Source organism: Verrucomicrobiota bacterium (assembly GCA_027622555.1).
GTDB lineage: Bacteria > Verrucomicrobiota > Verrucomicrobiia > Opitutales > UBA2995 > UBA2995.
The window spans coordinates 15,544-35,950 of record JAQBYJ010000013.1 but is presented as its reverse complement, the minus strand read 5'-3'; the positions used below and the strand labels follow the sequence as shown (position 1 = coordinate 35,950).

Here is a 20,407-nt window from a genome sequence, read left to right as displayed (position 1 = left end):
GCTTTCGAACTTAGTACTTATCGTACTTCACCACGCCGTAAGGCACATTTTCTTTTTGCTTCTCTTCAAGCTCTTCGGATGAACAACCGCAACGTTCTGATTTGCGCATTGTAATAGCGCCGGTTGGACAAATGCGTAAGCACTTGCCACACCGAATGCACTCGTCGCTGTCGATCCAAATGTAAGTTGTTTCACTTGCCAGATTTGATTCGAGGCTTGAAGTCACGGCACCGTCTTCATCAGCGAATAATTGGGAAACTCGATTGATACAATCACGCGGAGCAACAGCAATACACCAGTCACAATGAATACAGGCGTCCTGGTTGATCTCAAATTTGTAATGACAAAAATAACAACGAGTTGCGTGGAGCAATGTCCCGTCGTCATTATGGCCCAACTCTACTTCTGCAGTCCCGTCACGCTCAAACAAAGGTAGCTTTGGCATTTCGACAGGGAACTGAATGTCGTGATCTCTAACACGTCCCGTTTCGCCATTGGTATCCATCATCGTAATACCAATATGCTCTTTCCTTCTTTGCATCCCCATTAATTGGAGGTCGATTTTATCGGCGACAGCCTTTCCGTCTGCAACGGCGGTTATCACATCAAAACTTCCATAATTGAAGTCACCGGCCACGTATACTTTCTCGTGTGACGTTTCGTGTCCTTCAGAATGGGTAACACCTTCAGGAAGAATCTTGAGTTCGCGTGTCTGGCCGATAGCCATGATCAGTAGGTCACAAGGATATTCTTCTTCAGTGCCTTCGATGGCGTGAACCCTTGGCTTGCCTCCGTCGGCCACAGAATCATCGAGTGAGTTTCGTTGGAATGTGACACCAACGAGCTTCCCATTCTCGGTGCGGGCCGAAATAGGATTCATCAAAGATTCGACTTCGATTTCCTCCAGGCGCATCTGATTAATTTCGTCGGGATCGGCCGACATCTGGGCTTCGGTCCTACGATACATGATGGCGACACTTCCTTCTTCGCCCACCAGACGTTTGGCAGCACGTGCGCAAGAACGTCCGCAATCGACCGCTGTAAATCCACCCCCAACGATTATTACGTGTTTGCCCTTCATCTCACCAATATTGCCCATGTTGTAATCGTACATGAACTTTAGCCCGGAGATGGTGTGACCATCGCCGGATAGGCCCGGTAGCTTTAAATTTGATGGGTGGACAGCTCCGACGGCGACAAGAACTGAATCGTAATCGTCGATGATCTCCTGCATCTTCTCCGCATCCACGGAGGTGTTATACTGCACGTCGATCCCACTCTCGATAATTGCGTTTACCTCAGCTTTAACTGTGTCGCGCGGAAGTCGGAAAATGGGAATACCTTGAACCATCATTCCGCCGAGCATGCTGTCACGCTCAAATATAGTCACGCTGTGGCCGTAGCGTTTAAGTTCGCGGGCCGCTGTCAATCCTGCTGGTCCACCACCGATGATTGCAATTCGTTTACCTGTTTCTTCAAACCAACCTGGTAATGGTTTTGGTGGATTCTCCTTATTATCGGATGCGGAACGCTTGAGGTGACAAATGTGAACAGGGCCTGATGTTCCCGTCCAATTATGACGGCACGCATCTTCACATGGACGTGAGCATACGCGACCTAGAACTCCGGAAAATACGTTGTCTTCCTGATTAATCAGGTACGCCTTGTCTGGATCGCCTTTCGCGATGGCTTCGATATAAGCGGGGACGTTTGTTTTGGCAGGGCAAGCCTCTTGGCAGGGGACGTCTTTCGCATACGTCTTGAAATCCAACGGCTCGTTGGCAGCTCCCGTGAATACCGAATGCTCCTGAGGATTCGGCGCCATGTCATAGGAAATATTAAGGTCTTCGATGGCCTTAATAAATTCGTTGAGTGATTTGTCGTCGTCCATGATTAGAATCCCATGCGTTGAACGCATGCGGCTAAAGTTTCATCTCCTTGGCGCACCCTTAAAAAGGTATCAAGAATCTTTTCCAATACCCTTGGGCAATCGTCTTTCTTAAATTCTCCAAGCTTTTTCGCCAGTCGATCGTGTTCTCCACCGATTCTCATTTCGTACGCTTCGGTTGATCCCAGTCGTTCGCGAATTCGCATTCCGCGGAAACCGATATCAGCTATGCGGTACGGTGAGCAGCTGTTTGGGCATCCGGTTATGTTGATAATAGCCTTGTCCCAGATTTCGCTGTATTTCTCCTGGCTGACTATGGGCATCAACGTATCGTAAAGAGAGCGGGTTTCTGTTACCGCTTTGGGGCAATAGGTGGTTCCGACGCAGGGAACAATGTCTCGCAATCCGAAGAAACCATCGGTGCTGAACCCAATTTTCTGAATTTCCGCAATAATTTCATCGACCTTCGCGGGCTTCACCCGGTGGATTTCGATGTTTTGACGATTGGTTAAGTAAATACGTTTGTTACCATAGATCTCAGCGAGCTCGGCCATCCTTTTAAATTTCGAATGAGTCAGCTCACCTTTGGGGATCATCGCGCGGACGGTCACTCTTCCATCCGTTCCGACTGGGTTTTGCTCAAGCAGGGGTCGTTCTGGGTATTCAAGTCCTGTTTCTTCAAATTCGCCAGTTTCAATGCCTGCGGTGGAAACGCCTTCCTTTTCCAGGTTCTCAAGGACTATTCGACGGCACTCGTCGATTCCTTGGCGGAAAACGACGAATTTCAGGCGAGACATCGTACGGTCTCGGCGATCGCCGTGATCACGGAAGAGTAGGGCGATAGCTCGGTTGACCTTTACTATCCTTTCAGGCGGGACAAACGAGAACAGCTCTTTACCGATAAATGGTGCCCAGCCCATTCCTCCACCGATAATTACTTTAAATCCGTTCTCATTCTGGCCGTCTGCTCCTTTTCGCACGACTGAAACGATACCTATGCAATTGATGTAGGGTTGGGCACAGCCTGCTCCACATCCTGAAAAGGTGATCTTGAATTTGCGTGGCAAGTTGTCCAAATCACGCATTTCCGTGAGGACGCGGGCGGTTTCTTTTGCGTAAGGCAAAACGTTGAAACGTTTGTATTTACAGGTCTCGGCCAGTGGACAAGCAGCTACGTTTCGACTGACATCGCCACAGCCGTGGAATGTGGATAGTGAATCTGAAGCCAGACCACGAATCATATCTGAAAGCGAAGGGGTTTTTAGCCAATGTAACTGAATGCATTGGCGGGTCGTGATCGCCAGCTTTCCCTGCGCATAATTTTCGGCGGTCTTACAAATCCTGCGCGCCTGACTGGTAGTCATTACTCCACCCGGGACGACAATGCGTGCCATGTGGTTACCTGCCTGACGGGAGCTGTAGATCCCATACCATTTGGAGATATTTTTCTCTTCAGCCGTCATCGTCCCTTTTCGGGCGATTTCGTCATAATCCAGGAAGAGTCCTGTTTCCTTGATGATTTCGTCTTCGCTGACGAGTCGTTTACCTAAGGTCCACTGCATAATTTAAAATGGTATTCCGCGATTCTCGCGGAGGATTGTGGTTTAGTCGTGGTAAAATAGTAGAGTTGAAATGTAGCGCTCACCTGTGTCCGGTTGCATGACTACAATGTTTTTGCCTTTGTTTTCCGGGCGGCTTGCTACCCGGTAAGCTGCGAGGGCTGCTGCTCCCGATGAGATGCCGACCAACAAACCTTCAGTGAGGCCAAGTTTTTGTGCGGTTTTGATAGCTTCGTGGCTGTCGATTGCGATAACCTCGTCGACCACCTCACCATCGTAAACCCCAGGTATGAATCCTGCACCGATCCCCTGAATCATGTGCGGTCCTTTTTTGCCTCCGCTGAGAACCTGCGATTCTTCCGGTTCGACAGCAATTACCTTAATGTCTGGGTTTTGCTCTTTTAAATATCTGCCGGCACCCGAAATGGTCCCACCGGTTCCGACACCTGCTATAAATATATCCACCTTGCCATCGGAGTCGCGCCAGATTTCGGGTCCGGTGGTTTCGTAATGGATTCTTGGGTTCGCTGGATTGTCAAATTGTTGCGGCATGTAGGCACCGGGAATTTTTTCGGTTAGCGATGCTGCTTCGTTGATCGCCCCATGCATTCCCAGGTCGGCATCTGTTAGAACCAGTTGTGCGCCCAGATTGATAAGCATTTTGCGGCGCTCAACACTCATTGAGGATGGCATCGTCAGAATGATTTTGTACCCCTTAACTGCCGCGGTCAAAGCCAGCCCGATTCCGGTGTTTCCGGAGGTTGGTTCGACGATGGTTCCACCTTGTTTCAGGCTTCCATCTTTCTCGGCCGTTTCAATCATGGACAGCCCAATCCGGTCTTTTACGCACCAGCCGGGATTGTAACCCTCTAATTTACCAATGATATGACCCGGTAAACCTTCGCTGAACTTGGACAAATGAACCATCGACGTATTGCCGATCATTTCACATAAATTGTTGTAAATAGGCATCTTAAAAATCCTTTTGTGGTTTAGGACCCAATTTACATAGAATAGTCTTACTCCCAAAAGCGACTAAAATGCCTATCGTCTAGGTAATATCAAGTAGAAATCCCGATTTTCAATTATCCAATCGAATCGGGATTTGAGGTATCACTCCTTGGTCAGCCAGGTGCCGGTTGCCTGGATCGGAGTCTGGGAACCTTGTTCAGTCACAAACAGAGCGACGGCGTAACGCCCGCCCTCAATTCTTTCAAAATCGGGGAGACTTGTTGTCCAATCATTGTTGTTTGCTTTGAAAGTCTCATGGGCTTGTTCTTCAGTGCTTTGAAACTCGATGGATTCCTCGCCACGTAGGCCAGCAAAGGTGGAAAAAATAATGGACCCAAGTATGAGTAAATGAAGGCAGAATCGTCGCATGCAATTGGGACGATTCTGCGCTTAGACTATTCCAAATCAGCGGCTGCTAATGGCTGTGTCCGTGATGTTCTCTAAGAATGTCTCTTCCGAAATCTCCATCGAAATCACGCCAAACAGCATGGATGTGATTTCCCTCATTCTGAACATTATCGTATTCGATGAGGAAGGTCGGCCCTTGAACGCGGTAGTAGTGTTTGTTTTCCGGCTCGGTGGTTCCTGCCCATGCAAAAGTGATATTCTCGAGACCTGCTTTGCTAAGCTTCTGCCACCGGTCGGAAGCCACATCAGCTGGCATGTTGGAAAGGTATTCCTGAATAATTCGTGTAAGTCCAAAAATTTGTGACTTCTCCAACTGAGAAACCTTGATTCCCGGAGGGCTGAGTGGACTGATCTCTTTTTCAGCACCGCTGTAAATGTCCTTGGGGGCGTCATCTGCGATGATCGCGATTGCTTGCTGCTTTTTGCTAAGCGACCGAACAAAAGAACGTGCGGTATCTTCTTCACCCTTAAGTGTGCGTTGACCGGTGGTAGGACCAACAGGGACTTTAGCGGGATTGGCTCCCCAGAAACTCGGTGAATTGGCTAGGAGTTTTCCGTGCGAGACGGTGAAGTTCTGAGAAAGATGATGCCCTTCAAACCTCCAACCCCAGCTTCCGGTGGCAGAAGGTGTTCCAAATATTGTCGTGTAGTAGAGTTCGGGGTCTCGATGATCCGCCTTCTCCATAACGTAGAGCACCGACTCAAGTCCTTGAATCTTTTGAACCTTTTCGTGTCCGAGCGCACTGAAACTGGCAGCCAGCAGTTCAGCCAATTTCAATTCCTGAACCATGTTCAGATCTCGGAGATCCACCCCTTTCCGTTCACCTGTCTTGGGCACGAAATGCCAATTCATCCGTTCTGCATCCTCGAGCGGATAGGTGGCTTTTAACCGGAGCTCATCGGACAATGAATCAAGAAATTCATTAGCGGCTTTTTGCATGTCTTGCACGACAGCGTCGACAGCTGCAAAAGATACCGTCGATGAAATAGTTATAATTAAGGCGAGAACGATCGGGAGGTAGATTTTATTTTTCATAGGGAAAGTAGAAATCCTACGTTTCCCAACTTAGAACGCAAGGAATGAAACTTCTGTTTTTGACGCTGCTGTTTTTCGGAAGGGAACTAAAAAAATAGGCAACCACAGATGTGATTACCGCAATCCGCTGACCCGACCATGTTGAGTTCTGCGATCAAAACTTGGATCTGGACTCCCTTTTGTAAAACGCGGAATGAACGGATAGGTGTCGGTTAGATAATAGTGGTAGATGCCTTCGGGATATTCAAGGGTTACCCCGAAGCGGCCGTTGCATTCATCAAGGTCCCCATGACCTTCGACATAATCAAAATCCTGTATAAATGCGCAAAACATAGAATCTGAGCAATGTGTCTATGTAAACGATTTGCAAATGTTGTGCCATTGGACGTAAACCATTCAGCTTGCCCGTCACATCCGCTGAATTGTCGTATTCGTATGCAAAATCAACTCAAAGGTCCCTTGTTGCTAATAGGGCTGTGTTTAGTGCTTGTGTACGAAGTGGCTGGCCAAAGATTGATAAATTCCACACTTTCATTCCCGACCAGTCTACCCACAGGTGACTATCAGCTCGAGCTGGCTTGGAGTCAGTTTAACGGACCTATTGCGTTGGCGAGTCCTCCGGGGGAGACGAATCAGCTTTTTGTGAATGAGAGGGCAGGGCGGATTCGAGTGATCACTGATTTGGGAAACAATATTATTCAGCCTGAATTTGTACTGGATATTCGAAATAGTCGGTCGGTAAATTCGGGTGGGGAAAACGGTTTGCTTGGACTGGCTTTTCATCCTGACTATCCGGAGAATAAACGGATCTTTGTTTTCTACTGCCATAATCAACTTGGCGGACTCCGCAATCGCGTATCCAGTTTCCTCATAACAAGTGATGATCCCATTACTGCCGATCCGGCCTCGGAAATTATTTATTTCGATCAGGTGGATGATGCGAGTAACCACAATGGAGGTGATGTACATTTTGGGCCGGATGGTTATCTTTATGTTTCTTTGGGTGATGAAGGGGGAGCAAACGATACATACGATAACAGCCAGAAGGTAGATAAAGATTTTTTCGCTGGGATTGTCAGAATCGATGTGGACAAATTGGATGGAAACGTTGAGCCAACGAATCATCCTGCGGTTCCCAGAGGTAACGATGGTAAGGCGTTTTATAGCGTGCCGTTCGACAATCCTTTGGTTTCACAATGGCAGCAGGCTGGATCCAATCCAGACTCGAATCTTCGCACTGAATTTTACGCCATCGGACTACGGAACCCCTGGCGAATGGCCTTCGACAATCCTACGGGTCGACTCTTTGTCGGAGATGTCGGGCAGGGTAGTCGTGAAGAAGTGGATATCATAGTCAAAGGAGGCAATTATGGTTGGGCCATTCGTGAAGGATTTATTGCGTTTAATAACGGCCCTGGAAACTTAACCCCTCCGCCTGCATTTGGTGAATTACTCGATCCGATCCACGATTATCCGAGAAGTGATGGTCAGTCGATTACCGGAGGCGTGGTTTATAGAGGAACGCGACTTCCTGAACTGGATGGTGCCTATATTTTTGGGGATTATGGGAGTGGGCGGATATGGGCATTGATCGAGGATCCTAAAGATGGCAGCTACGATCGAATTCAAATCACCTCTTATGGGAGTCATTACGAATACGGGATCGATCCTTCAAACGGAGATGTTCTGATTTCGGGTGGTGATGGAAGCATACGCCGGCTGATCCGTGGCAATGGCGGTGAACAACCCAGCTTTCCTGCGACGCTTTCTGAAACAGGTGCCTTTAAATCTCTTTCAACGCTTGAGCCTGAGGATGGTATTTTTCCCTATGAGCCGAATGTTTCATTTTGGTCCGACCACGCTGACAAATCCCGATGGGTGTCGGTGCCAGATGCTCAGATAGCTTACAGCCTGAACAACAACTGGGGATTGCCCCAAGGAACGATCTGGATAAAACATTTTGAGTTGCCTCTTGAACGCGGGAATCCTGAGTCAGTCGTTCGTGTCGAAACTCGTTTTTTGGTAAAAACCGCCCAGAGCGTTTACGGACTTAGTTATCGCTGGAACGAATCCGGAACGGAAGCGACCCTGGTCGAAGAAGCAGGTATTGATATCGACTATGAGGTTGAGGTGGACGGGCAAACAGTATCTCAAACCTGGCGTATTCCCAGTCGGCAGGAATGTCTTCAATGCCACACGGCCGCCGCCGGATACGCGCTCAGCTTCAACGCACGTCAATTAAATCGTGAACAAGAAATAGAAGGACAAGAGCGAAACTTGTTACAGTATTTGAGCGACATCCAAATTCTGGATACCCAGTTGGATGATATCGATGGACTTCCCGTTTATTTTTCCGCTGATAATTCTGCAGCATCGCAATTGGCACGCGTCCGATCCTACCTGGCGGTTAATTGTATATCCTGCCATCAACCGGGAGCAGTTGCTTCCACCTCGTGGGACGCGCGCCCACACATCGGCCTGTTGGAGACGGGCTTAATAAATGGTGTTCCGCTCAATGACGGCGGAAACGACGATCGCCGCCTGGTTGTTCCGGGCGATTCAAATTTATCTGTTCTTTTGAGTCGGATCAGCGAAACCCATGGGTTTTTACGCATGCCGAATATAGGGACCAACGAAATCGACCAGTCAGGGATCGACTTAATCAGAGAATGGATTGATTCCGTGTCCACCGGCTTTCTTAACTGGCAAAACGACACCTTTACGAACCCGGAGTCGTTGGATGCCAGCGGCAATTCGGATCCGGATCGCGACGGAGCATCTAATGACTTTGAATTCCTGGTTTCGACTGATGCGTTGGACCCGGAAAGCTTTTGGAAAATGGAAGCTAAGGTAGAGAACCATCAGGTAAGTCTTCAAATCCCCGTTACCCAAAATCGAACTTATAAGGTTGAAATAAGCACTGATCTGAAATCCTGGGAAATCTGGCCTGTCGGCGGAAATCCATTTTCAATTGGTGAAGAACTTATTGCCTCCATTCATCTTACCGGATCTATCAGCACCGATACTTTTTTCAGGCTTCAAGTCACCGAGCAGTGATCGGGATTCAAAAGGAGTTCTATTTCATCTCCGTATTTTAACGAAACGATTCGAGGGGCCAGGATTTCCACGATGTTGGCATTGTGAAAGTTCTCCACTTTGGTTTCCGGGGACGGGTAATACACCAACCCATTTATCAGAGTGTTGTGGTGGTTAATTTTACAGTGACTGAAAAGAAAATCTTCGGGTGGAATGAAGTCGGTCCAACTGATCTGGCGGGCTTCATAATCCCAGTCAATTAATTTGAAGGAGTTTGGTGACAGGTCCACGTTGATGGACCCGAGAAAAAATCCGGCCAGAGGTATTTTCAGCTTTTCAAAAAAAGGTAGTTGCATGCGCAAGGATCCACCCTCGTAAGGACTTGTTTTTGACTGACCCGATACGACGCCATGGCCCCGAACTATCTTTCCGGAAACCGTCATAAAATTGTTGTTGGGTTTTTTTTGCATAAATCCTGGAACAAGTTGTTACTTTGTTTTTGCCTGGGAGGAAATAACCGTCTTTTCTCTGGATCGCAGCAAATGCTTCAATTTTAATCCTTCAACCTTGAACTTTCTCTACTTCTGGAATGATTAGCATCAATCAACTCAATCACACTGCCATTCATGTGGCCGATGTCGAACGTAGTGTCGCGTTTTACCGCGACGTGCTTCAGCTTAAAGAAATCGGAAGACCCAATTTTAATTTCGCTGGAGCCTGGTTTCAAATTGGTCCGGATCAGGAGCTGCATTTGATCTGTAAAGAAGGTGGTTCTTATACAGTACCTTTGGAGCGCCATACCGCCTACCGCGTCCCCGATATGGCACAAGCCAAGGCTCACCTCGATTCTTTGGGGATAACTTACGAAGGTCCGAGGTTTCGACCGGATGGCCCGCTCCAGTTGTTTTTAAACGATCCCGATGGCCATGTAGTCGAGCTGACTCAGTTAGATGTTTAGGATACTCACCTTGCTCTTCGTATTTGGCTTGGTATGGGCTAGCCAATCCGCTTGCATGCCGCCAGGAGAAGTCAGTGAAAAAGTATGGGGCTCTTTGCCCAGTGGAGAAGAAGTGACACTTTATACTTTGACTAACAGCTCCGGGATGCAGGCGCAAATTACGAACTACGGCGGGATTGTTGTTTCTTTGACTACTCCTGATCGGGATGGGGTTTTGGAGGATGTTGTTCTGGGTTATTCTTCACTTGATAAGTATGTGGAACGCAACCCGCTCTTCGGGGCTATCGTTGGACTCTATGCCAACCGGATTGAAACCGGACTGGTCGAATTGGATGGTAAGCACGTGCAATTATTTGTGCGAGAACAGCCCGGACAAGTTCCCGTGCATATGCATGGTGGTTCGGTGGGTTTAGACCAGGTTGTATGGAAAGGTGAATCCGGAGTGGAGCAGGGCACGGCGTATCTGAAGCTCGATTACATTCATGCCGATGGAATGGATGGTTATCCTGGTCCGGTTAACGTTTCGGTCACCTACCGATTGACGAACGATAACGCCCTGAAGATCGATTATTTTGCCACAACCGAAAAGACCACAGTCATAAACCTCACCAATCACTCCTATTTCAATCTTATCGGGGGAGGCGATGGTAACGTGCTTAATCACGAGATGCAGTTGGAGGCCGATACCTTAACCGAAGTTAAACCCGGGCTAATACCAACCGGTAGATTTGTGCCTGTCGCTGGATCGCCTTTTGACTTTAATACTCCCAAACGTATCGGTGAGCGCATTGACGATGAAAATGCGCAACTCAGATTGGGACGCGGGTATGACCATAATTATGTCATCAAGAAAACAACCGATCGAGTGGAGCTTTTCGCTACTGTCTATGAACCTACCAGTGGCCGTGTTATGGAAGCGTTTACCGACCAGCCAGGTGTTCAGTTTTATACCGCCAACGGCATGAGGAATATTATCGGTAAGGGTGATGTTGCCTACCAGCCAAGGAGTGGATTTTGCCTGGAAACTCAACATTATCCTGATTCGCCTAATCACCCGGATTTTCCTTCAACGGTCTTAAGAGCAGGAGACGTTTTTAAATCTACAACGGTTTTCAAATTTAGCGCACGCTGAGGAAATACAAAGCTGGAGATGAAGTAGGAGGACGAGGAGGATTCGTTACCCTAGCGCTTTGGCGACTTGCTCTTTCATTTTTATCAGTCCGGTTTTGGCAACTTCGAGTGCGTCTTGCTCCCAATAAACGGGATTAAACAGTTCTAATGAGAAAACCATGTCAGGGTTGATAGTGGCCAAAGTCCTCATAATTTCACCCATCGGGGCGATCCCATCTCCCGGGTAGACACGGTCTTTGTCTCCAATCGTTTCCCAGGGAGGATTACCTGGATAGTCGTTGATGTGAAAGGCGTGCACGGAAGATTTGCTCAGCATCTTCAGCCCGGTAAAATCGGAGCCTCCTTTGTAAATGTGATAAATATCCGGCAAGACACAGGCTTTGGGATGCCCACTTTCGATGGCGACGAACACGGCTTGCCCCAGTCGATGTAAGTTCTTGGAGAAACCCCAAACTTCGACTTGTGGTACGACGCCCATTTCATCTCCGAGTTCAAGAAGCACCCGATAACGTTCAGCGGCTGATATTAAATCGAGTCCCGCTTCCTTGGTTGCTCCTTTGGGAGGAGCCGCAAGTCGTTTCCCGCCAATTTGTGCAAGCAGGTCCATATCGCTCTTGGCCTCTTCCAAGCCTTTGGCACGTTCCGTTGGATCGTCGACGATCCAGCCAGCGAATCCGATTGCACTTTCTACGGTGAGTCCCAGGTCATCTATGCGTTTCTTGAGGTCTTTCAACGAGCCTCCTTCATCGACGTATGTGCGAATGGTTCGTATCCAGGGTTCGACGGCTGAATAACCGGCTTTGGCTGCTACTTCTATTTCTTTAACCAACCCGAGATTTTGGCCACGGATGGTGCTCATGTTTAGGCAGTATTTAAAGTTGGACATGGGAGTTTCGTGGTGCATGGCTGAAGCTGATTGAGTTGTATTCAAAATACCGGCACCAATGGCTGCTGTGGTGACCGTTCCGATGAAATGTCTTCGAGAGGTGGTTTTGATCATAGGGTGAATGTGATTCAGGGTAAAATTTCAGCGTTTCTATTTGTTTCCCTGGTGTCCAGATTCTTTGGCTATCAGGGAACACTCACATACAAAAAACCGCCGATCCGGAGATCGACGGTTTCAAAGTTTCAAAAAACGAATCAGGCGAATTTTCTGCGAACGGCGATTCCGTCTCCTGGAACCGCCACCACGTTTTCGCGTGGCGCGCTTACATTACCCTTTTCAAAATCTTTTGCGGATGGACCCGAAGTCAGATTGTAGAATTTTGATTTTGGATTCTGCATCAAGTCGGACCACTGAACCAATTGGCCGGTGTAGGCAGAGTAGCGTCCCATGATGGCAGTCGCCGTGGATTCCGCTATACTTTGGGCTTCATTCAAGGGCTTATCATTGTAAACACCTCGAATGAGTTCGACCATTTCCTGAACAGAACCATCGTCCGAATCGACCACGATTTCTGGGATTTTCACATCTTTGCCTTTCATTTTTCCGTCGCCGTAGGTCTCACCTTCGGTTCCTCGGAAGAACTCGCCAACCCGATTGAAACAACCGGATAATTGACGGCATTGGCTGTGAATGTGGACGCCGTCACCGTAATCCAAATCCAGGCTGAAAAAGTCATATTGATTACCAGATTCTCGTCTGGCGCGGCCTCCAAAACCTACGCAACTTTCTGGGTGACGTCCCAGGAACCAGTTCGCCACATCTAGATTATGTACGTGTTGTTCAGTGATGTGATCGCCTGACATCTCACTCCAGTTCAACCAGTTGCGGGTCAAGTATTCGCGGTCGTCCCACGTTTGCTCGCGACCCCAGATCCAGGGAACGGTGCCATTCCAAGCTACGGTTCCTCCAAGAATGGTGCCGATAGCGCCTGCATCGATTTTTGCTTTATTGGTCAGCCATTTAATATCGTGGCGTCGTTGCACTCCGGCGACGATTGCGAGTCCTTTTTCTTTCGCTTTTTTACCAAGCTCGATGACCTTGCGGCAACCGGGTGCATCCACCGCAATCGGTTTTTCGATCATTGCGTTTTTCCCGGATTTGATAACCGCTTCCAAATGAGTCGCACGGAAATTGGGTGGTGTGGCCATGATTACAAACTCGGCGTCGGTCTCCAGCACTTGTTTATAGGCTTCGAAGCCGACAAAACATTTCGCCTTATCGACCCCATATTTTTGAGCGGCTGTATCCAGTCGATCCTGGTAGGCATCGGCCAGGCCGACGACCTCAGCTTTTTTGCCTAGCAATTCACAGGCTGTAATGAAGTTGGGCATATCCCGGTTGGAGCGACCTCCGCAACCAATCAAGGCTACCTTTACGGTCGCAGTTTTGTGACTAGCCGCACCTGCGATATTATAGATGCTTGTAGCTGCTAAGGCGGTAGCCGTGCTCTTTACGAAGTTTCGTCGTGAAACAATTTTTTCCATAGTGTTATCTCCTTATTTTTGAAACCTTAGGGTTGGTTGAGATTTAATATTAATAGGTGAAGTCTTACTGAACATTTTTTGAGTGGGCGATGTTATTTTTTAGGTCTGGTCTATCCTTCGTTTCCGGATTAAGGACTATTTCTGAGCCTATCATAGATGAGGAAATCGCTCATCATCCGGCGGGCTTCCTCGATGAGTTGCTCTTTGCGTTCTGCACTTACTTTTGGCAGGTCTTTTACGCGTGGAAGAGTTGCGAGAAAACTTTTCGCTCCCGCTGATTTACTATTGGCAATTTGTTCAATTGCTTTGCTAAAAGCTTCTTGCCTTTCCAGATCAGTCGGTAGTTCTAACATGGCTGCTATAAACTCGAGGAGACGTGGATGAAGAGTTATATCCGGGTCACCTACAAAGTTCCAGAATGCTCCGGTTTTTGCTGTGTGCGCTTGAGCTTCCCATTCGGCATTCGAAAATTGCTGTATGGGATTGAGAATAACCACTGGGAGTTGTTGTGGGTGATTTTGGGCCTGCGGTATTTCTGGTATTGGATGAACTTCGGGATACTTCAGCCAAGGTAGAGAAAGCGCTACGAATGCGTATTGATCGCGGAAGGTTTCTCTGGTGATGGGCGGTATCTGATTTACCTCTTTGAGTTCCAGACTTCCCGGAAACTGATTCATGTCCATCAACTGGTTGATACGGTTTTGCCTGTCCATCCAATTGAGTGCATCGGCCCATAAGGTTGGGTTATCAATCGCATACCCATCCTGATTCCAAAAGTTAATGCAAATAGACAGCCACTCTTTTGGTTTTCTTTGGAATTGATCGGCCGAATGCACATAGGTGTTGAGTAGTTCACCAAAGACTTCTGACCGTTTCATTTCATCGTCATGGGAAAGGGTTGCGGCCACCAAAATCTGAGCTAGAGGACGATCTTCCTTCTTATAAGTACTGAAGTTTACCAACCCGATATTCTTTGGATCATTTTCGAAGGCTGACTTTAATTCTTCGATACATCCAGGACAGCTCAATTTGTAAACGTGCAGGTCGTCACGATTTTCATCGTTAGCCAGCCAGGAAAATGAATTGGCGATTAGTTCATCCTTAGTAAAGGAGGTCCGCGTATGCGCTTGGCTAAATCCGCTCGTTGTGGCCGTCAGGGCGACCAAGGTGGAAAACAAAAAACCGGTTCTGGGAAATTTCATAAGTGGGGACTAAACAATAAGTTCTATACTGTGATGACAGATTCCAGTTCTAGTAGACAATTAAATAACCGCGCATGACCTTCCAATGGCCAGGAAAGGTGCAGAGAAACGGATAATGTCCCGGAGCGATGGGAGCATTAAAGTGAATCGTTTGCTTCTCCCCTGGATTCAGCAGTCGGGTGAAGTGCATGACGTCCTTGTCCTCAGGAATATACTGCTTCGCTGCCGCATCCGGGTCGCTCACCATCAGGTCCGCTTTCTCGCCTACGTTCACATAGCCTTCGTAACTGACCATGACCCAATTGTGAGGCATGACGTCTGTGTTTTCCAAGGTGAGTGAGATGCGTTCGCCCGGACTCGCTGAAATGCGTGTCTTGTCGTACATCAGACCAGTTAGTGCCTTCAAGTGAATCGGGCGTCCCGGCTCGTCGCTGCCGGGCTCCACATCGGGAATCGGCGGTGGCATCTTTATCGTCAGTTCAATTTCCTGAGGTTTGCCGGGCACGATGGGCAAGGGATTAGGAAAGTCCTTAAACGCTTTTCCCAAATGAAGGGCGGTGGCGAACAGGTCGGTCTTGAAAGGAGTACCGTCTGCAAATTGGAGATGCATGCGCAGGTAAACTACCATGGCTGGAACCAGATCCGGAATTTCCACAAATATGGATTTCCCGTCATTTGAAACATGGGTGGAAGTGATGTTTAAACGGTCGTGTCCCAACTTCCCTTTGTTTCGAATGGAAAACTCGGGTGAGCCATAACCCATGGTGTAGATGTACTCCCACTGCTGCGCAAAAATGGCTTTAACGGATTCGGAGCTTTCTGAAGAGAGCTTATGGTCAAAATCGACCCGTACCCCATTTTGGAAAACCTGGAATCCCATGGGGTGATAAACCGGTTTTCCCGTATAGCGAATACGCTCAAAGGATCCGTGCGTTTGGGAATAGTTGCCCCAACCTTGAAGCCCTACGGTGTAGACTTGTTCATCGATAGGGTGCACGCGGGCTCGGTGAATGCTGGATATAAAATCTCCTTTCAAAGGAACTATGGCCCCCTGAGCGCGCGGTCCACTCGTGTCTTCCAACGCAAGGTAGTGAGTGTTGGTCCCATAGGATAAGGAAATGAGCTTGTCCTTCATGGGCCCCCACTTCTCGGTCGTTATGTAAAGCTGTCCTCCGGTTGAATTATCAATGCCGCGAGGAACGTAGACCGTCGCAGGCTCAATCATCTTGTCCTGGGTGTGATAGGAATGCCCGTAAAAGTCGCCTTGTTTTACGTGGAAAATCATAGACGTTGGATTCCATTGCCCCTCCTGTGGCGTGACCCAGATACGGCCGTCTGGCGCCACTCCTATCCCGTTCGGATTCCTTAAACCATCCGCGATGATCTTTATCTTTTTCCCATCCGGAGATACCTGGTAGATACCAGCGTGTTTGGTCGCGAAATAGAAATTTCCTTCTGAGTCACGTTGCAGACCTGTATTGTAATCGTGGCCACCTGGAGAAGTGATGAAGCTGTTGCAGAAGTTTTCAAAGTAGTCGATTTCCTCGTCATTGTTCAGATCGTGGAAAATGGTAATCTGGTCTTTGCAGATGGCGTAAATCTTTCCATCAACAACTTCGAGACCGAGTGGCTGATTGGTTCCTTGAGCGATTCGCCTCCATGTCACTTTCTCAAGATTGTCGTTGATACCTTTTACCAGCCAGATATCGCCGAAGAAGGTGGCTACTGCCGCATCGCCATTTTCAAAGAAACTGAATCCGCTCAGGTACATGGGTGATGCAAACGGGTTCTCGAGTGGAACAGGAATGGTGTCTATTACATAGGGATCGTCTCCTTCGCCTAACTCGCCCGACATGGTAAACTCTTCTGGCCAGTGTGTAGGTCCACCTCGTATGTAGTCGTTCAGATCCACTGGAGCATGGGCCTGTATGGCTGGTTGGATTTGAGAAAGCTCTTGTTCTGCATTCCACGAATAGGTGGTAAGTGTGGTTCCAGCTTCGAGGTCTGAAATAGCCAGATAAAGGTATCCATCGTCTGACTGCTCGATCCTCAGTCCATCGAGTTCGGTGGATGACTTTACCGCCAGACCATAACTTCCGGGCAGAGTCCTTATCGCCGTGAGCAGAATCCCGTTCTTTTTTTCAACGGAGGAGAGACTCTGTCCATTTGGAATTTTGAAAAACTTCAGATTCAGTTGTTGGGCTCCTTCCGGAAAATGAAGCGTGCGAATAAAAATGGCGTCCTTGCCAGCCCTGATCGCATCCGGGTTTTCCAGGACTGCTGTTCCGTGTACTTTATAATTGAATATGGCCTTCTTCCCATAACGAAAGAATCCCTTGTAATCCAACTCAGCTGTTTCGTAATTCTTTTCCCACTGGGTAGTCTTCGACCAGGCGTTGCTCCAGGATTGAAGCAATGGATCGGTTGCCGGTTGAACCAGCCCCATCATGCCCCAACGAACTTCAGGGTAGGTGAGGAATTCATCCTTCCAAACCATGCGGTAACTCATCTGGAGTTGGTCAAAAGTGGCGAAAACGGATTGATCCTCACCCAACTTTAAATTGATGGCTTTTACCAGTTGATCTCCGCCTTGCCTGATGACTGAGGTCACGATCGGACCGTTATCCATTCGGCTCCAGATATCGTCGTAGAGGTCGAACTGGTTGTATTTTCCCCAATGGCCGTTTAGACCCGCTTCCATTCCCGGGTAGGCAGGAATAATCTTGGGAACTTCCCCGGATTCGATATAATAATCAGCTTGGCGTTGGTAAAAGTCGTACAGGCGAAACTCATTGATGGGATGATCAGAGTAGCGGTGCTCTTCACGCCCTCTCGCTGGATCAGCGTATGAATAAATTAATGGATCCGCTACATTCAGCCCCTCTGTTTGCGCCAAAAGTGGGATCTGGGCGAGGAACACCACAAAAAATGTAAAAATGGGGTACGAGCGGTTTGTTTCCATATATGGGACTTATTTCTATGATTGTGAACCTTCTACTAAACGACTCCTCCATTTTTTTGCACGATCAAAGCCAGAAAGGGTTTTTACGGCCGATTTTTTCAAAAAGGGATTGCCCTGCCTTAGCTCAATCGGCGATGATCAAAGGTTTATATGTACGCCCGTTACGCCAAACGTTTATTTACCAGGCAAGCCATCGAAAAGTGGTTTGATCGGCTTACGCAGGACTGGGAACGTGCGTTTTCAAAGGAGGAAATTGAGGCGGGTCGTCGTCTTTATAGAAGTGGGGAAATACGGGAAGTTGAACTGACCGAGGAAGACGCAATCATCCATTGCAAATTCGATAAAAAAGAGTCCTACGCCATGATCGATTGGAAAAATGGGACCTTTGAAGTACGCTCCTCAAGTAATCATCGACCCTTTGGTCGAGCCATAGCGGTCGCCGGATTCTATGAGATTGAAGAGATCGTTGTCGAAGAGGCGGCTCCGTCGTATCAGGTTTTCAAAAAAAAAGTCCAACCTGTTGAGGGGGACGAGCCTGAGCTTATTGAAGTCATCAAGCCACCCAGTAAACCGGTTGAACCGACTCGTGTTCTGGATTTGTTCCTGGTGCTTGATCAACAAGGGCTCACTTTAAATGCATCCTGGGTTAACGACGATGGCTCGATGACTCCTGCACTTAAGACCGCACCCAAAAACATGGAGCCGACGAGCAAAGAACGTGAACAGGTTATTCGCCTGGCCGGTTTGGCCCATCGCAGTGAATTTCAGTTTGTTAAGAACAAAGCAGTCTATCGATTACACAATTTAGCACTGGTGCCTCCCTTCATTTCGAGTGCATTGCGTGGCTGGAGACAGCACTTCGATATTCGCATGGATAAGGCGATGGAAAAACGTTCTCAAGCGATACACGAAGTGGATCTTGAGGTTGTCGCGGAATCATTCGAAGGCCAACATGCCTCGCTCGATTGGCGCTTTTCCATAGAAGGAAAAACGCTTGTCCGTGAAGAAGGTCGTGCTCTTTTCAAACATGGAAACCTCCTCCATTTCATCCCGAATATTGGAATTGTAAGAGTAGGGGAAAGGCAGGGGAAAATCATCCGTGAGTATAGGGAGGTTGAGTCCACTTTTGCTGGGGATGCTATACCGCGCTATTTACTACTTTCTTTGTTTGGCCGGTCCCACTTGAAGGTTTCCTTGTCCAGCGAGTTAAGGAAGTGGCATCAAGATCTCATAGGTGCCGGGAAAGAGAATTCGCTCCAACTGCCGGATTTTCTTCGCGACTATCAACGCTATGGAGTGGAGTGGTTTTCTCAACTGCGCAAGGCGGGCTGCCACGGTCTTTTAGCGGATGAAATGGGTCTGGGGAAAACACTCCAGGTCGTTTCCTTACTTAAACAAGACTCACTCAAAGACCAATCTCATCTGATTGTATGTCCGGCGAGTGTTGTGCCGGTTTGGCAGCATGAATTCAGTCGTTGGTTTCCGGGCTCCGAATTGGAAGTTTTGCGTAGCGGAAACCAATTTAAAGAGGATGGAAAACCGACGATCTGGTTGTCGAGTTACACGCAATTGCGCCGACATAAACACCTCCTCGGAGATGTTAAATTTGGGTATGTGGTTCTCGATGAAGCTCAATCGATCAAGAACCCTGATGCCAAGGTAAGTCAGGCCTGTTTTTCGGTTGAAGCTGAATTCCGCCTGGCTCTAACGGGAACACCCCTCGAAAATAAACAGCAGGATCTTTGGTCCATATTCCGGTTTTTAATGCCTGGATTATTGGGAGGAAAAAAAGCATTTCAGGAAAATCTTGATAATGATCCAGCCACCTTTTTACCCAGGTTGAACAGACAGATTTCGCCGTTCGTTTTGCGGAGAACCAAAAAGGAAGTTGCTAAAGAATTACCTGACAAGGTGGAGACTGATTTACTCTGTCCAATGACTGATGTTCAGAAACGGGAGTATGCAAAACTGACCTCTGAAGGGATTCAGGAATTGGGTAACGATATTGACAATATCGTAAGGAGTAAAAACTTCAACCTTCTGTCTCTGCTTACTCGTTTGCGGCAGGTTGCCTGTGATCCTGACCTGACACCCTGGGGAAAGCATCCTTATACGGACAGTGGAAAAATTGTTATTCTGTTGGAGCGTTTGAATGATGTTCTTTTAAGCGGGCACAAGGTCGTGATCTTCAGTCAGTTTGTTTCTTTTCTCAACCGTGTTAAATCGGCGATCCGCAAAAACCTGAAAGGTTATCCCATATACGAACTCAAGGGTAGTACCACCAATCGGCAAAAACCGGTAGCTGAGTTTCAAGATATACCAGGGCCAGGAATTATTCTGGTAAGTCTAAAAGCCGGAGGAACGGGTATCACCTTACACTCCGCCGATTATGTTTTCTTGATGGATCCCTGGTGGAACCCAGCGGTTGAAGACCAGGCCATTGATCGGGTTCACCGTATAGGGCAGGACAAGACGGTTTTTGTCTACCGGCTAATCACCCAAGGCACCATCGAAGAACGCATCATGGATCTAAAGGCCTCCAAGCGGAACCTTTTCGATCAGGTCATTGGAAACTTGTCAGAAATGAAAGATTTCAAGTCCTACTTCACCAAGCTGAGCGACCTGATTTTGTTGTCCTCCTCCAAGGACGATTAGTATCTGACGTTTTGCCACAAAATTATTGTGGGATTTCTGCTGGTCTCTGAATCTCTGATGAGATCGCCAGCAAGCTGGCTCCTACATTTTGACCCGCGAAAGTAGCTGTAGGAGTGACCTTGGTCGCGAAT

The 20,407-nt window shown here is 48.0% G+C and carries 14 protein-coding genes and 1 pseudogene; 4 read left to right on the top strand and 11 right to left on the bottom strand.

Translation table 11 applies throughout. From position 1 onward, the window contains the following. Positions 1 to 10 precede the first annotated feature (10 nt). From O3C43_05530 to O3C43_05505, 6 genes and pseudogenes are all read right to left on the bottom strand, one after another. A complete protein-coding gene (locus tag O3C43_05530; protein ID MDA1065944.1) occupies positions 11 to 1,891 on the bottom strand; it encodes an FAD-dependent oxidoreductase in 1,881 nt (626 codons plus the stop codon). Between the two features lie 2 nt (positions 1,892 to 1,893). Then, complete coding sequence (locus O3C43_05525) at positions 1,894 to 3,450, bottom strand: nitrite/sulfite reductase (GenBank protein ID MDA1065943.1); 1,557 nt, start codon at positions 3,448 to 3,450, stop codon at positions 1,894 to 1,896. 42 nt (positions 3,451 to 3,492) lie between these two features. Then, positions 3,493 to 4,419 (bottom strand): cysteine synthase A, encoded by a 927-nt coding sequence (cysK, locus tag O3C43_05520; GenBank protein MDA1065942.1) that lies wholly within the window; start codon positions 4,417 to 4,419, stop codon positions 3,493 to 3,495. Positions 4,420 to 4,560: 141 nt separating this feature from the next. Beyond that, positions 4,561 to 4,827, bottom strand: coding sequence for a hypothetical protein (locus tag O3C43_05515; protein ID MDA1065941.1), 267 nt, complete (start codon positions 4,825 to 4,827; stop codon positions 4,561 to 4,563). 46 nt (positions 4,828 to 4,873) lie between these two features. Continuing rightward, the gene (locus O3C43_05510) at positions 4,874 to 5,902 is read right to left on the bottom strand and encodes a DUF3500 domain-containing protein (GenBank protein MDA1065940.1); all 1,029 of its coding nucleotides are present in this window, start codon (positions 5,900 to 5,902) and stop codon (positions 4,874 to 4,876) included. Positions 5,903 to 6,016: 114 nt separating this feature from the next. Further along, positions 6,017 to 6,223: pseudogene (locus tag O3C43_05505) on the bottom strand (YHYH protein). 192 nt (positions 6,224 to 6,415) lie between these two features. Between O3C43_05505 and O3C43_05500 the strand changes: the two are divergent. Continuing rightward, positions 6,416 to 8,959 (top strand): PQQ-dependent sugar dehydrogenase, encoded by a 2,544-nt coding sequence (locus tag O3C43_05500; GenBank protein ID MDA1065939.1) that lies wholly within the window; start codon positions 6,416 to 6,418, stop codon positions 8,957 to 8,959. Here O3C43_05500 and O3C43_05495 read toward each other — a convergent pair. After that, a complete protein-coding gene (locus O3C43_05495) occupies positions 8,941 to 9,408 on the bottom strand; it encodes a hypothetical protein (protein MDA1065938.1) in 468 nt (155 codons plus the stop codon). The two genes, O3C43_05500 and O3C43_05495, sit on opposite strands and share 19 nt — an antisense overlap. A 119-nt stretch (positions 9,409 to 9,527) precedes the next feature. On the opposite strand from O3C43_05495, the gene O3C43_05490 reads away from it, so the two are divergent. Continuing rightward, positions 9,528 to 9,896, top strand: coding sequence for a VOC family protein (locus O3C43_05490; GenBank protein ID MDA1065937.1), 369 nt, complete (start codon positions 9,528 to 9,530; stop codon positions 9,894 to 9,896). Continuing rightward, positions 9,889 to 11,028: a galactose mutarotase gene (locus tag O3C43_05485; GenBank protein MDA1065936.1), complete on the top strand. Its 1,140-nt coding sequence runs from the start codon at positions 9,889 to 9,891 to the stop codon at positions 11,026 to 11,028. The genes O3C43_05490 and O3C43_05485 overlap by 8 nt, the downstream gene beginning before the upstream one ends. Positions 11,029 to 11,073: 45 nt before the next feature. Here O3C43_05485 and O3C43_05480 read toward each other — a convergent pair whose 3' ends face one another. From O3C43_05480 to O3C43_05465, 4 genes are all read right to left on the bottom strand, one after another. Continuing rightward, the gene (locus O3C43_05480; protein ID MDA1065935.1) at positions 11,074 to 12,027 is read right to left on the bottom strand and encodes a sugar phosphate isomerase/epimerase; all 954 of its coding nucleotides are present in this window, start codon (positions 12,025 to 12,027) and stop codon (positions 11,074 to 11,076) included. Between the two features lie 140 nt (positions 12,028 to 12,167). Then, on the bottom strand, positions 12,168 to 13,457 hold the full coding sequence (locus tag O3C43_05475; protein ID MDA1065934.1) for a Gfo/Idh/MocA family oxidoreductase: 1,290 nt from the start codon (positions 13,455 to 13,457) through the stop codon (positions 12,168 to 12,170). 128 nt (positions 13,458 to 13,585) lie between these two features. Continuing rightward, the gene (locus O3C43_05470) at positions 13,586 to 14,659 is read right to left on the bottom strand and encodes a hypothetical protein (protein ID MDA1065933.1); all 1,074 of its coding nucleotides are present in this window, start codon (positions 14,657 to 14,659) and stop codon (positions 13,586 to 13,588) included. 49 nt (positions 14,660 to 14,708) lie between these two features. Next, entirely contained in the window at positions 14,709 to 17,621 is a 2,913-nt protein-coding gene (locus O3C43_05465) for a plastocyanin/azurin family copper-binding protein (GenBank protein ID MDA1065932.1), read from the bottom strand. 150 nt (positions 17,622 to 17,771) lie between these two features. Between O3C43_05465 and O3C43_05460 the strand changes: the two genes are divergently transcribed. Further along, positions 17,772 to 20,276 carry a DEAD/DEAH box helicase gene (locus O3C43_05460; GenBank protein ID MDA1065931.1) on the top strand — a complete coding sequence of 835 codons (2,505 nt, stop codon included), beginning with the start codon at positions 17,772 to 17,774 and terminating at the stop codon, positions 20,274 to 20,276. Positions 20,277 to 20,407 lie beyond the last annotated feature (131 nt).